Origin of the sequence: Microvirga zambiensis WSM3693, from assembly GCF_016735695.1 — a bacterium.
In the GTDB taxonomy this organism is placed as follows: Bacteria; Pseudomonadota; Alphaproteobacteria; order Rhizobiales; family Beijerinckiaceae; genus Microvirga; species Microvirga zambiensis.
Window position 1 is genome coordinate 91331 of record NZ_JAERQD010000014.1, and the last position, 13272, is coordinate 104602.

A 13272-nucleotide genomic window follows, 5' to 3' on the forward strand; every position below is an offset into this window, starting at 1 on the left:
TCGTCTCTCTCGCAGGTCGAATAATGGCGGGAGAGGCTACACGGCTCTGCCGCCGGTGCAACCTCGAAGGCTGAAATGTCACATATTCTCAGGCTTTGCACCGCCGAGGGCATCCGGATCGAAGGCGATGCTCTTGATGATCGCATGAACGTGAAGTCCCGGCTTCAGGCCAAGCTCGGCAATCGATTTACGGGTGACGCGGGCAACCAATGCATCGCCGCCGCAATCGAGCTGCACGTCCATGCTCGGTCCTTCGGCCTCTTCGATCGAGGAAATAAATCCCGGCAGCACGTTGAGCGCGCTCATGCCTTTGGGCTCATGCAGGGAGAGGATGATGTCACGGGCGCGAAGGCGCACGCGCATCCTGGAGCCTGTGGGATGATCGAGAAGCGGGACGGTGAGCGTTCCGGCCCCAGCCTGAAGAACAGTGAGGCCGAAATCGGCTTCGTGCCGCAGGACCTGCGCCTCGATCAGCGCTCCCGCTTCGGTGAGGCCGGTCTGCCTGAACAGAATCGTATGCCGCAGAATGTCGGAGGCTGGACCGGACGCGGCCACCCTCCCCTCGGACAGGACCACCACCGTCGTCGCAAGACGGGCAATCTCGGGCACCGAGTGGCTGACGAGCACGATCGGCACGCCGCCCTCGTCGCGCAGCCGCTCGATATAGGGAAAGATCTCGGCCTTGCGCGCCTCGTCGAGCGATGCAAGGGGCTCATCCATCAGCAGAAGCTGCGGATCGGCGAGAAGCGCGCGTCCGATCGCGACGCGCTGCTTTTCGCCGCCCGACAAGGTCGCCGGCCGCCGCTCGAGAAGGTGGCCGATGCCGAGAAGCTCGACGACGCTCTCGAAACCGGTCGTCCGTTCGCGGCGCGGCGTGAACCAGCGTCCGAAGAGCAGGTTCTGGCGCACGTTGAGATGCGGGAAGAGGCGTCCCTCCTGGAACACGTAGCCGATGCGACGGCGGTGCTTGGGAACGAAGACACCCTTCTTCGTGTCGACGAGCATTCGCCCCTGCACGGCGATACGCCCATGATCGGGCCGCACGAGGCCGCCGATGGCATTCACGACGGTGGTCTTTCCGGATCCCGACGGGCCGAAGAGCGCGGTGAGCTTTCCATCCGACTGGAAGCGCGCGTTAAGGCTGAAAGCACCCTGCCTGTGTTGGATGTCGACGTCGAGCATCACGCGTGAATCCGCCCGCGCATCCGTCGCGCCAGCCATTCGGACAGCCAGAGAGCCGCCACGGAGACGGCGATGGAGACAAGCGTCAGGCGCATGGCGCCGCTCTCGCCGCCCGGCACCTGCGTATAGGTGTAGATGGCGGAGGGAATGGTCTGCGTCTCGCCGGGAATGTTGGAGACGAAGGTGATCGTCGCACCGAACTCGCCCATGGCCTTTGCAAAGGACAAAACCATGCCGGCGATGATGCCCGGCACGATGAGCGGCAGCGTCACGACGGCGAAAACCCATACGGGATGCGCGCCGAGCGTGCCCGCGGCATCCTCCAGCTTGCGGTCGACGGCCGCGATGGACAGGCGAATGGCGCGCACCAGCAGCGGAAAGCCCATGATCGCGCAGGCCAACGCCGCGCCCGTCCAGCGGAACGAGAAAACGATGCCGAACTGCTCGGCGAGGAAGGAACCGATGGGCCCGCGCCGGCCGAAGCCGATCAGCAGGAACCAGCCGACGACCACCGGCGGCAGGACGAGAGGGAGGTGGACGAGAACGTCGAGAAACTGTCGTCCCCAGAAGCGGCCGCGTTCCAGAAGCAGCGCGATGGCGATGCCGGGAACGAGGCTCGCGGCCATTGCGACGAAGGCGACCTTCAGGCTCAGGCGAACGGCCGTCCATTCTTCGGGAGAAAGCCAGTCCGTCACGAGCGACAAGTCGCCTTGCCGACTGATGGTCGTGTCGAACGCATGTCTCGTCTCCGGATCGGCGATGGGCCGCCTCGGATAGACATCCTATCGAAGCGGTTCAGGTCTTCAAGCCGGGCGCTGCCGCGGCGAGGCCCGCTTCGTCGTCCTGCGGACCAGCCTGTAGCCGAGGAGCACGGCCACGATCGCCGCGTAGACCAGCGGTTCGGGCGGCCAGGATTTCACGACCAGGATGAAGTGCAGCGCCGCACCGATGGCCGCCACATAGACGAGGCGGTGCAGCTTCGCCCAGGCCTGCCCGCCCATGCGCCGGATCGCGGCGTTGTTGGAGGTGACCGCCAAGGGCACGAGAATGACGAAGGTCGCCATGCCGATGGTGATGTAAGGCCGTTTGACGATGTCGGCGACGATGGCCGCAACATCGAGGCCCTGATCGAGCACCAGATAGGTGGTGAGGTGCAGGATCGCATAATAGAAGGCGAGCAGACCGAGCGCCCGGCGATACCGCAGCAGGTTGATGTTGAAGAGCTGCCGCAGTGGCGTCACGGTCAGCGTCGCGATGAGGAAGCGCAGTGCCCAGAGACCGAGGGCCTGCTCCAGGTAGCGCATCGGATCGGCGCCGAGCTGATCGGTGATGCCGGCATAAAACAGCCACACCGCCGGGATGAAACCCACGGTATAAACCAGGATCTTCGGCACCTGAGGCAGCGCAAAGCCCTTCTTGGCCGCCGGAACGGAGGCTTGTCCCGCCATCAGTAGAACTTCTTCAGGTCCATGCCCGTATACAGACTCGCCACCTGTTCGGCATAGCCGTTGAACATCAGGGTCGGACGACGCTTCACGAACAATCCGCCCTCGCCGATACGACGTTCGGTCGCTTGGCTCCAGCGCGGATGGTCGACGCTCGGGTTCACGTTGGCATAGAAGCCGTATTCGTTCGCGGCCTGCTTGTTCCAGGAGGTTTCGGGCTGCTTGTCGACGAAGCTGATGCGGGTGATCGACTTGATGCCCTTGAAGCCGTATTTCCACGGCACCACCAGCCGGATCGGCGCGCCGTTCTGGTTCGGCAAGGTCTCGCCATAGAGCCCGACGGCCAGGATCGTGAGCGGGTTCATGGCCTCGTCGAGGCGCAGCCCCTCCACATAGGGCCATTCGAGCACCGGGAAGAAGGAATCCACGCCCGGCATCTCATCGGGACGATAGGCGGTCTCGAAGGCGACATACTTCGCGCTGCCCAGAGGCTCCACGCGCTTGACGAGATCCGCCAGGGGAAAGCCGACCCAGGGGATGACCATCGACCAGCCCTCGACGCAGCGCATGCGGTAGATGCGCTCCTCGAGCGCCGAGGATTTGATGAGATCCTCGACGGCGAACTCGCCCGGCTTTCCGACCATCCCGTCGACCTTCACCGTCCAGGGCGAGGTCTTGAGGGACTTGGCCTTTGCAGCCGGATCCTCCTTGGCTGTGCCGAACTCGTAATAATTGTTGTAGCTGGTGACGTCCTCCAAGCTCGTCTTCTTCTCGTCCGTGGAGAACGGACTCTTGGCGGCGTTCAGCGTGGCTGCGCTGAGAACCCCTGGCAGCCCGGCGGCGAGGGCCAGACCGGCGGCGCCCGCCATCCATTGACGTCGGTTGAGATAGATCTCCCGGGGTGTGATCTCGGAAGGCAGGATATCGGCAGGGCGGCGGATCAGCACGGCATCACCTCGTTTGAAACCCATTGTGAATGGGTACACCCGAGAACGCCAGAGGGGCTCTCACGTTTCCGTTACAAGTTTACCCAAGCGGCGGCTCAGGATATGGCCCGCACAAACTTCTTCGTGATCTCGCGCGGGTTGGTGATGGCCGTGCCCACCACCACGGCGTGAGCCCCTCGGCGAAACGCCTCCGCCACAAGCTCCGGGGTATCGAAGCGCCCTTCGGCGACGATGGGCACCGGGAGTTCCGCTACGAGAGCCGACAGAAGGTCGAGATCGGGGCCGTCGGTCTTGCGGGACGCCGTTTCTTCCGTATAGCCGGCAAGCGTCGTCGCGACATAGGTCGCGCCGGCAGCATGGGCAGCCCGCCCCTCTTCGAGCGTGGCGATATCCGCAAAAACCTCCCGGCCGAGTTCGGCCTTGATCCGCCCGATTAGGCGGCTTACCGGCTCGCCGCTGCGCGGACGCGGCGTCGCATCGATGCCGACGATCTCGGCACCAGCCTTCGCAACCTGTGCCGCCTGCTCGAAACCGGGCGTGATGTAGACGGGGAAGTTTTCGTCGAACACCTTCGCGATGCCGATGATCGGAAGCTTCGTCACGGCCCGGATCGCCGCCACATCGGCCTCGCCGTTGGCGCGGATGCCCAAGGCGCCGCCTGCTTCCGCCGCCTGGGCCATGGCCGACATGTAAACCGGACCGTGCAGCGGATTGTCCGCCCGGGCCTGGCAGGAGACGACGAGGGCACCTTTCGGAATCAGCATCTGATGCTCCTTACTTCACCGCGCCGGCCGTCATGCCCTGGATGAACTGGCGCGACAGGGCGATGTAGAGAAGCGTGATCGGCGCTGCCGCGATGGTGAGGCCGGCGAACAGCATGCCCCAATCGGTGGTGTATTCGCCCATGAAGGTGGTGAGGCCCTGCGGCAGGGTCTTTCGCGCATCGGTCTGGATGAAGACGAGGGGGAAGAAGAAGTCGTTCCAGATCGGCACCGCGTTCTGGATGGCGGCGATCGCCATCGGCGGACGGGCGAGCGGCAGCATCACCGACCACATGATGCGGGGTTCCGAGGCCCCGTCGATGCGCGCCGCATCCTCGAGTTCCGCCGGAAGCGTGCGCAAAAAACCTGCCATGATGAACACGGCCGAGGGCAGGCCGATGGCCGTGTAGGTAACGATCAGGCTCCAGCGGCTGTCGAGCAGGCCGAGATCGCGCAGCAGGATGAAGAGCGGAATGACCGCGAGCTTCAGCGGCAGCATCAGGCCGGCGAGGAAGAACAGCAGGATGAAGGTGTTGGTGCGCGACTCGTAGCGCGCCACCGCATAACCCGCCATGGTGCCGAGCACGAGGATCAGGATGATCGAGGTGCCCGTCACCAGGATCGAGTTGATAAAGTAAGTCGGCATCGCCGTTTCGCCGAGAACCTTGGTGAAGTTCTGAACCTGCGTGAAATCAGGCAGCGCAAAGGGATGCTCGAAGATCTCGCCCGTCGTCTTGAAGGCGGAAAGCACCATCACCAGGACCGGATAGAGCATGATGAAGGAATTCGCGATCAGGATGACCTGCGCGAGCAACGCGAAGGAGATCGGCTGGCGCGTTGCGGGCGTATCGGAGGTGATGGCGGTCAAAACTGGATCTCCCGACGGCGCAGCCACAGGGTCAGCATGGACGCGAAGACGACGATGAAGAGGAAGAGGAGCGTAGCCAGCGCCGAGCCCAGGCCGAAATTCTGGATGCTGGCGCTCTGGTTGCCGAAGGCCGTGCGGTAGAAGACGAGGCCGAGCACGTCGGTGGTGCCGAAGGGCGAGCCGTCGAGCCCGACCATCACGTAGGGAATCTCGAACCAGTTGAACGCCCCGATGAAGAGCAGCGTGAAGAGGATGGTGGTGCTCGGCGCCACCAGGGGCCAGACCACGTTCTTCAGAAGCTGCCATTCGTTGGTGCCGTCGAGACGCGCCGCCTCGATGATCTCAGGCGGGATGCGCTGCATGCCGGCGAGATAGACGAGCGTCGGGAAGCCCACGAAGTGCCAGGCATTGGCGAGGATCAACGCGCCGAGCGCGGTCGAGGAATCGCCGAGCCAGGGCTTGGCCAGGAAATCGAGGCCCAGCGAATAGAGCGCCTGATTGACGATGCCGAAATTCGGATTGAGGAAGAGCTTCCAGAGGAAGCCGACGATGATCGTGGAGAGCACCACCGGCACGAACACCGCCACCCGGTGGAAGCGGAAGCCGAAAGGCTCCTTGTAGAGCAGCCAGGCGAGGAGGAACCCGCCGCCGTTCTGGATGATCATCAGCGCCACGAGGGCATAGACGTTGTGCAGGAAGGCGTTCCAGACGACGGGCGCCATGGTGACGCCGAACAGCACTTCCTTGAAGTTCTTGATGCCGACGAATTCGCCGCGTGCCAGACCCTGCCAGTCGTAGAAGGCATAAGCGAAGGCCGACAGGATCGGATAGACCACGAACAGCGACATGAAGGCGAGCGGCGGAACGACGAGGAATGCCACCCACAATTGGTGCTTCAGCGTGCGGGGCTGTTGGCGCGAGGCTTGCATGAATTGACCTTGATAGATCCTTGAGGATCACCCCAGCCGTCATGGCCGGGCTTGACCCGGCCATTCACGTCTTGGGAGCCGCGGCGCCACAAAGACGTGGATCCCCGGGCCAAGCCCGGGGATGACGAGGGTTAGTCTTACTTCTGGAACGGCTTGTAGTAGGTCGCGATGCCCTTGTTGATCTCGGCAGCGGCCTGCTCCGGGGTCTGCTGGCCGGCGAGCATCTTCTGCACGTTCGACTGCAGCAGCACCGATCCGCTCGGCTCCTGATAGCGGAAGCGCACGAGCATCAGGTAGGACATGGAGTTGTCGGCGAGTTTCGCCACATCCTGCGTGATCGGGTCCTCGATCTTGATGTCCTTGATCGGCGACAGGTTCTTCAAGGTGTTGGTGAAGGAGGTGCCGTATTCGGGCGTGGCCAGGAAGCGCACGAACTTCAGCGCCGCATCCTTCTTCTCCGACTTCGCGTTCACCGCATAGCCGCCGTCGTAATAGGTGGCGATCAGCGCCTGGTCGCCCGCCTTCAGGACGGGAGCCGGGAACACGCCGAGGTCGAGGGTCGGGTTCTGGTTCTTGAAGTTCGCCACCTCATAGGAACCGCCGGCGAACATCGCCGCGCGGCCGGCCACGAAGAGCTGCTGCGAGGACGGATAATCCACGCCGGTGAAGTTCGGCGAGAAGTACTGGCTGATGTCCTTCAGCTTGGCGAGCGCGCTCACGAAGCGCGGATCGGTGAAGTTCGCCTTGCCGGAGATGATGTCAGCCTCGAAGTCCTTGCCGAGCATGGAGGAGAGCAGGCCGCCGACGATGGTCTCGTTCTGCCAGGCGGTCGCCGTGCCGTTGCCGAACGGCGTGACGTTCTTGGCCTTCAGCGCCTGGGTCAGGGCCATCATCTCGTCCCAGGTCTTCGGCGGGTTCACGCCGTTATCCTTGAAGATCTTCTTGTTGTAGACCACGAGCTGGGCCTGCGTGGCGAAGGGCACCGCATAGACCTTGCCGTCGGAGCGCAGCGTCTCGGCTGCGAGCGCCGTTTCAGGGAAGTTCGCCAGTTCCGGCACGTTCTGCTTGTCGAGAGCGAGCAGGTAGCCGGGGGTCGCGATGGTCTCCAGGTTGCCGTAGGCGCGCACCTGGATCACGTCCGGGCCGCGGCCGGCGGCAAGCGCAGTGGAGAGGATCGTCTGATAGTTCTCCGGCGCGTAGGTCTCGAACTTCACCGTGATGCCCGGCTCCTTGGCCTGGAACTTCTTGATGACGTCCGTGTAGAAGGCCTTGTCCTCCTGGCGCCAGCTCCAGAAGGTCAGCTCGGTCTGCGCCATGGCGGCAGTGCCGGAGAGCAGGAAGCTGCCAGCGGCAGCGCCCATCAGAATGCGTCGGGTCAGTCTCATTGTCAGTTCCCTCATTGTTGAAGTCCTTGTCCTCCCACCGCGAGGTCCCGCCTTTCGCACGGACCCTCGCGGAATTTCTTCAGCCCTGTGGCCCGGCTGCGATCACGAGAAACGTCGCGTCGTCGTGGGTTTTAACACGAGGATAAGCGCCTGCCATAAGGTCGCCTCGCTCCCTTTCCCGCAATTCCTGCATGAGTTCGCCTCCCCTGCCGGCGGCGAGCGTGGCATGGAGCGTGCTGTCCGAATAGGCCCCGAACACGTCGACCAGCCGCATGAAGCCGTCCGTCGCGAGCACGATGGCCGCTCCCGGCTCCGCAACCGTCTCGAAGGTCAGCTCGTGACCCGCCCACGGCCGGCGTGGGTTCACCACCCAATAGCCGTCCGGCCGATTGAGCCTGGTGCGGTTCTCGCCGATCTGGCGCCGCACCGCGTCGGGCATGGTGCCGGGCTCATGTTCCATGGCGCCGAGCGCAGCGAGGGTTTTGCGCTCGAAGGGCTTGGCCCTCTCGTCGCTCCAGCGCAGAACCTCTCGCTCCGACGGAACGAGGGCAACCACATCGCCAAGGAAGCGGCCCCGGATGCCGATCCACCCGTTTTCGCTCGGCCCGGCCTCGATCAGGCCCAGGCAGGCGGAAGGGGCGTGATGATCGTCGATCCCGGCCCTATGAGCGGTCGCCACCTCGAAAGCTGACCGCAAATCGTCATCGAGGCGGCTGAGGACCTCACCGGTCCCGCCGGACAATTCGGTCAGCCCGTCGCCGATCGCCTGCGCCAGCCAGGAGGCGTCGCTGCCCGCTCGGGTGACCGGCTCGTCCGAGAGACCCGTGGCCCCATCCACGATCCAGGCAAAGCGGCCGCGCAGGCCGGCCCCGTCCTCGTTGATGCGGGAGCCTGCCAGGGAAAGCCGGTCGAGGGACCGGAAAACAGGAATGGGGCGGCCAGTCTCGTTCACAGGCTAACTGGTCTCATATTGGTCGCCTCATGTCCATACTGGTCTTAACGGCTTTTCACACACTTCCGAAAGCCTGAAGGGCTTGCCCAGGCTCGATTTGATCCAATTTTAAACCTGAGCGTTAGTGCTCTGATGAACCCATCGTGGTGAAGGGAAGCCCCATGATCACCCTGGAGATAGCCGGCAAGGCCGTTGCCGTGACGAATGCGGATGAGGGGCAGGCCCGAGAACTCTTTCTCAGTGAGAGCTTTAAAGATGACCTGAAGTCGTTTAAGAGCGAGGGCCGCTCCCTCTGGGACGGCTCAGCTGCCTTGACGACACGGCCCGCATCGGAAAACGAGATCGATGCCTTTTATGAGGCCCTGGACGAAGAGGACGAGGTCGAAGACGACGACGGCTATGACGACGACCTCGATATCGATGTCGTGTTCCTGGTGTCCATCGACGAAATAGACGACGCCGCTGCCTCCGGCTGATCATCCTTATTCGGGGCCCTCGCAGGCTCCCCAGACACGGTTCAGCCACACCCCCATGCCCTTTCCCAAGTCCAATCCCAGCCTTGAACGCGCCCTCGCCGATCGGGGCTACAACGACCCGACCCCCGTTCAGGCGGCGGTGCTCCAGCCCGATGCGCTCGAACGCGACCTCCTCGTCTCCGCCCAGACCGGCTCGGGCAAGACCGTCGCATATGGCCTCGCCATGGCCTCCACGCTGCTCGGCGATTCTGAGCGCTTCGATGCCCCCCGCGAGCCGCTGGCGCTCATCATCGCCCCGACCCGCGAGCTCGCGCTCCAGGTCCACCGGGAGCTGATCTGGCTCTATGGCCCGGCGGGCGCCCGGGTCGCCTCCTGCGTCGGCGGCATGGACGTGCGCCGCGAGCAGCGGGCGCTGGCCGATGGCTGCCATATCGTGGTCGGCACGCCGGGCCGCCTGCGCGACCATCTGGAGCGCGGCCGCCTCGACACCTCCAAGATGCGCGTCGTGGTCCTCGACGAGGCCGACGAGATGCTCGATCTCGGCTTCCGCGAGGATCTGGAGTTCATCCTCGATGCCACGCCGGAGGACCGCCGTACCCTGCTGTTTTCCGCGACCCTGCCGAAGAACATCATTACGTTGGCCCGGCGCTACCAGCGTGAGGCGCACCGCGTCGACACGCTGGTCGAGAATGAGCCGCACGGCGACATCGAATACCGTGCCTTGAGGATCGCGCCGAACGAGGTCGAGCATGGCGTCGTCAACGTGCTGCGCTTCTATGAGAGCCGCGGCGCCATGGTGTTCTGCCATACCCGCGAGGCGGTGCGGCACCTGCATGCCAGCCTGATCGAGCGCGGCTTCGCGGCGGTTTCCCTGTCCGGCGAGCTGACCCAGAACGAGCGCAGCAATGCCCTGCAATCGCTCCGTGACGGTCGCGCCCGGGTCTGCGTCGCTACCGACGTGGCGGCGCGCGGCATCGACCTGCCCGATCTCGGCCTCGTGATCCATTTCGATCTTCCGAACGACCATGAGACCCTCCTGCACCGCAGCGGCCGTACGGGTCGCGCCGGGCGCAAGGGAATCTGCGTGATGCTCGTTCCCTATACGCGCCGCCGCAAGGCCGAGAGGCTGATCGACAATGCCGGCGTCGACGTGACCTGGGCAGGCCCTCCCTCCGCCGACGAAATCCGTCTGCGCGACCGGGATCGCCTGATGCAGGACCCGATCTTCACCGAGGAGACGACGGAGGAGGATCTCGCGATGGCGCGGGCGCTTCTGGCCGAACGCTCGGCCGAGGAGATCGCCAATGCCCTGGTGCGGTTCAACCGCTCGCGGCTGCCCGCACCCGAGGAGATCTTGGATACCGGTGCGGACCGCGAGCCGCGTCAGCGCAAGGACAAGCGCGAGCGGCAGGACGAGCGCACCCGCGGCTTCAAGGACAGGGGCCGGGATTCGTCCGAGGGCGGGTTCGAGCGTTCCTCGGAAGACATGGTGTGGTTCCGCATGAGCGTCGGCCGGCGCAACAACGCCGATCCCCGCTGGCTTCTGCCGATCATCTGCCGTCTCGGTCATGTGACCAAGAAGGAGATCGGCTCGATCAAGATCTTCGACCGCGAGACGAAGTTCGAGATCGTCAAGTCCCACGCACCGAAATTCGCCTCCGCCGTGCGCAAGACGAACGACGAGGATATCCGCATCGAGCCGGCAGAAGCCGGACCCGGCAAACCTCGCGATGCAAAACCGTGGAGCGGGCCGAAGGGCAAAGGCGGCCCCAAGCGCGATGCTCATCCCCCGGCCCGCAAGGGCGAGAGGGACGGCAAGCCGTTCAAGGACCGCAAGGGGCCGAAGGATAAGAAGCGAGCTTCGAGCAAGCATTCCTGATGAGAGCGAAGGCCGGGACATGTCCCGGCCTTTTTTCGTTAGGAACCGAGACGCTCGTTCCGCTTTTCACCTTTGAACACGGCCTTCATCGCCACCGAGCCCGATCGTGAACGGCCAAGCTCGTAAGGGAATCAAGGCCCGGGTCGAATTTGATTCATTGCATCGCAACAAATATATTGTGCATTGCAACATAGCCCCCCATGTAAGACGTTCTTCGAAAGAACCGTTACCCAAAGGGCCAATCGATTATGCAGCGCTTAGGCAAAATGATTCAGCAGATGGGGCGCTACCGGCGCCAGTGGGAAACCGTGATGGAAGCATCCGGTGCCGCCACAGCCCCATTGCGCATGCCGGACGCTCCGAGCCGACTGACGGAGATCGCCGACTTCGGCTCCAATCCGGGCAATCTGCGCATGCTGACCTATGTGCCGGACAGCGCCTCTCCCTCCCCGGCTCTGGTGGTAGTTCTCCACGGCTGTACGCAGAATGCTGCGGGCTACGATCATGGTTCGGGCTGGTCCGCACTGGCTGACCGCTATGGTTTCGTCCTGCTCTATGCGGAGCAGAGGGAAGCCAACAATCCCAAGCGCTGCTTCAACTGGTTTCAGCCCGGCGACATCGAGCGCGACCGCGGCGAGACGCATTCGATCCGCCAGATGGTCGAGCATGCGGTTCGACGGCATGGCGTCGACCGCAGCCGCATCTTCGTCACCGGGCTTTCCGCCGGCGGAGCGATGACGTCGACCATGTTGGCGACCTATCCGGAAGTGTTCGCCGGCGGCGCCATCGTCGCGGGCCTGCCCTATCACTGCGCCACCAGCGTTCCGGAAGCCTTCGAATGCATGTTCCAGGGTCAGACCCGATCGGCGCATGAATGGGGCGACCTGGTGCGCAACGCTTCGCCGCATCGCGGGCCGTGGCCGACGATCTCCGTTTGGCATGGCAGTGCCGACGCCACCGTGAAGCCCATGAATGCCGGTGAGATCATCAAGCAATGGACGAATGTGCATGCGATTTCTTCCGATCCGACATCGAGCGATACGGTAAACGGGTATCCGCATCGTACCTGGACGGACGCAGCGGGCAGAACGGTCATCGAGGAATATGTGATCACCGGCATGGCGCATGGCACGCCGCTGGCAGTCGGCAACGACGAGAACAGCTATGGCGCGGCAGGACCCTTCCTGCTCGATGTCGGAATCTCGTCGAGCTATCGCATCGCGCAGTTCTGGGGCCTGACGGAAACCGCGATCGACGACGTGCAGGAGCCGGCCGAAGAAACACCCGCTCCGCAGGTGGTGCACGAAGCCCATCCGGTCGTCGTGCACGCGCACGAGGTGCATAAGCCTGAAGTGCGCAAACCCGATATGCAGGAGCCTGAGGTACAGATGCCCAAAGCGCCGTTCACGCAGAACGGCAAAGACGGCGGCCGCAAATCCGCGCAATCGCATCTCGACATAGGCGCGGTCATCACCAAGGCTCTCAGAGCCGCAGGGCTGATGAAGTGAGCCTCTCTGCGCGAGGCGTCATTTCTTTTCCTGGCTGAGCAGATCCTCCTGCTTGCGCCGCTCGCCCGTCACGCAGTTCATGCGGGACATCGGTGTCTGCGCCGGGGCGATCAAGGGATACGCGTCACCGATGCTCGCGATCTCGCGCATGATCTTCGTGCGGATGACCATGGCAAATTGCTCGGGATCGTGCAGCGGCAGGACGAAGGCTCCGATACCGCCAATGACGCATTCCCGAAAGTAAAGGTCGAGGTCGTCCTGCTCGATGCTGCCGGAGTTGCGCCGAAACATGATCGGCAGTCCGTTGATGATGACACCATCGGCAACGGCCTCGTCCCGCGCATAGATCACGTGACGACCATCGTTGTTGGGACCGTCGCCGGAGATGTCGATCACACGACGGACCGGAGCGCCTTCCAATTGTTCGAACAGCTTCTTCCCCTGATCGATCGCGCCGGAGATCGATGTCATTCCGGCTTGCCGGATCGGCTGATAGGCAAGCCGATTGGCAAAGGATGTGGCGCCTTCAGGGCTGTCGATGATCGTCCATGGCACGAGAACCCGCTGGTCCTTCACACCCGACCATTCCATATAGGTGACCGCGATCCGGCCATAGGCGCCGTTCTCGATGGCATCGTGGACGAGAGAGGACCGGAAGGCTTCGATGAAGCCTTCGCGCTGCATGCCCTGCTCATCGGCTTCCATCGAGGACGAGACGTCAACGGCAATGACAAGGGCGAGATCGAGTTGCGTTTCGGCATCGGTGGGAGCGCCTGCCAGGGCGTTGCCGGTAAGGAGCAGAAACGCGAGAGTACTCAGGAGCCTGTTCGCCATGACGACCTCCGCCCCCGGCCCGGAATCCTGCGATTCGCAGCCAAGATTGCTTCTGATCAACGCGCCAGTCAGGGTTTCGATGCGCCACGCCTGCCGATAAAAGCAG

General features: G+C 63.7%; 13 protein-coding genes. 3 read left to right on the plus strand and 10 right to left on the minus strand.

Annotated features, from left to right (window positions below):
* Positions 1–78: 78 nt before the first annotated feature.
* The 9 genes from modC to JKL46_RS13115 form a co-directional block, all read right to left on the minus strand.
* A complete protein-coding gene (modC, locus tag JKL46_RS13075) occupies positions 79–1185 on the minus strand; it encodes a molybdenum ABC transporter ATP-binding protein (protein ID WP_201833467.1) in 1107 nt (368 codons plus the stop codon).
* Positions 1182–1877, minus strand: coding sequence for a molybdate ABC transporter permease subunit (modB, locus tag JKL46_RS13080; protein WP_201833470.1), 696 nt, complete (start codon positions 1875–1877; stop codon positions 1182–1184). Before modB ends, modC begins: the two co-directional genes overlap by 4 nt.
* A gap of 108 nt (positions 1878–1985) precedes the next feature.
* Positions 1986–2630, minus strand: a complete 645-nt coding sequence (msrQ, locus tag JKL46_RS13085) for a protein-methionine-sulfoxide reductase heme-binding subunit MsrQ (RefSeq protein ID WP_201833382.1) — start codon at positions 2628–2630, stop codon at positions 1986–1988.
* Positions 2630–3574, minus strand: a complete 945-nt coding sequence (msrP, locus tag JKL46_RS13090; protein ID WP_343074056.1) for a protein-methionine-sulfoxide reductase catalytic subunit MsrP — start codon at positions 3572–3574, stop codon at positions 2630–2632. The genes msrQ and msrP overlap by 1 nt, the downstream gene beginning before the upstream one ends.
* 95 nt (positions 3575–3669) lie before the next feature.
* Positions 3670–4338 (minus strand): N-acetylmannosamine-6-phosphate 2-epimerase, encoded by a 669-nt coding sequence (locus JKL46_RS13095; RefSeq protein ID WP_201833387.1) that lies wholly within the window; start codon positions 4336–4338, stop codon positions 3670–3672.
* A 10-nt stretch (positions 4339–4348) separates the two neighbouring features.
* A complete protein-coding gene (locus tag JKL46_RS13100) occupies positions 4349–5203 on the minus strand; it encodes a carbohydrate ABC transporter permease (protein WP_201833389.1) in 855 nt (284 codons plus the stop codon).
* Positions 5200–6132: a carbohydrate ABC transporter permease gene (locus JKL46_RS13105; protein ID WP_201833391.1), complete on the minus strand. Its 933-nt coding sequence runs from the start codon at positions 6130–6132 to the stop codon at positions 5200–5202. The genes JKL46_RS13100 and JKL46_RS13105 overlap by 4 nt, the downstream gene beginning before the upstream one ends.
* Positions 6133–6269: 137 nt before the next feature.
* The gene (locus tag JKL46_RS13110) at positions 6270–7517 is read right to left on the minus strand and encodes an extracellular solute-binding protein (protein WP_201833392.1); all 1248 of its coding nucleotides are present in this window, start codon (positions 7515–7517) and stop codon (positions 6270–6272) included.
* A 79-nt stretch (positions 7518–7596) separates the two neighbouring features.
* Positions 7597–8469, minus strand: a complete 873-nt coding sequence (locus tag JKL46_RS13115) for a hypothetical protein (RefSeq protein WP_201833394.1) — start codon at positions 8467–8469, stop codon at positions 7597–7599.
* A gap of 161 nt (positions 8470–8630) precedes the next feature.
* On the opposite strand from JKL46_RS13115, the gene JKL46_RS13120 reads away from it, so the two are divergent.
* The 3 genes from JKL46_RS13120 (at position 8631) to JKL46_RS13130 (ending at position 12332) form a co-directional block, all read left to right on the plus strand.
* Positions 8631–8945, plus strand: coding sequence for a hypothetical protein (locus tag JKL46_RS13120; protein ID WP_201833396.1), 315 nt, complete (start codon positions 8631–8633; stop codon positions 8943–8945).
* Positions 8946–9000: 55 nt separating this feature from the next.
* Positions 9001–10824, plus strand: coding sequence for a DEAD/DEAH box helicase (locus tag JKL46_RS13125; RefSeq protein ID WP_201833398.1), 1824 nt, complete (start codon positions 9001–9003; stop codon positions 10822–10824).
* 248 nt (positions 10825–11072) lie between these two features.
* On the plus strand, positions 11073–12332 hold the full coding sequence (locus JKL46_RS13130; RefSeq protein ID WP_201833400.1) for an extracellular catalytic domain type 1 short-chain-length polyhydroxyalkanoate depolymerase: 1260 nt from the start codon (positions 11073–11075) through the stop codon (positions 12330–12332).
* 18 nt (positions 12333–12350) lie between these two features.
* Here JKL46_RS13130 and JKL46_RS13135 read toward each other — a convergent pair whose 3' ends face one another.
* The gene (locus JKL46_RS13135; protein ID WP_201833402.1) at positions 12351–13166 is read right to left on the minus strand and encodes a DUF1194 domain-containing protein; all 816 of its coding nucleotides are present in this window, start codon (positions 13164–13166) and stop codon (positions 12351–12353) included.
* Positions 13167–13272 lie beyond the last annotated feature (106 nt).

Coding starts and splice junctions, on each gene's coding strand:
- JKL46_RS13105 (WP_201833391.1), bottom strand. CDS start 6,132: ATGCAAGCCTCGCGCCAACAGCCCCGCACGCTGAAGCACCAATTGTGG.
- JKL46_RS13130 (WP_201833400.1), top strand. CDS start 11,073: ATGCAGCGCTTAGGCAAAATGATTCAGCAGATGGGGCGCTACCGGCGC.
- JKL46_RS13110 (WP_201833392.1), bottom strand. CDS start 7,517: ATGAGACTGACCCGACGCATTCTGATGGGCGCTGCCGCTGGCAGCTTC.
- JKL46_RS13135 (WP_201833402.1), bottom strand. CDS start 13,166: ATGGCGAACAGGCTCCTGAGTACTCTCGCGTTTCTGCTCCTTACCGGC.
- JKL46_RS13120 (WP_201833396.1), top strand. CDS start 8,631: ATGATCACCCTGGAGATAGCCGGCAAGGCCGTTGCCGTGACGAATGCG.
- JKL46_RS13095 (WP_201833387.1), bottom strand. CDS start 4,338: ATGCTGATTCCGAAAGGTGCCCTCGTCGTCTCCTGCCAGGCCCGGGCG.
- JKL46_RS13125 (WP_201833398.1), top strand. CDS start 9,001: ATGCCCTTTCCCAAGTCCAATCCCAGCCTTGAACGCGCCCTCGCCGAT.
- msrQ (WP_201833382.1), bottom strand. CDS start 2,630: ATGGCGGGACAAGCCTCCGTTCCGGCGGCCAAGAAGGGCTTTGCGCTG.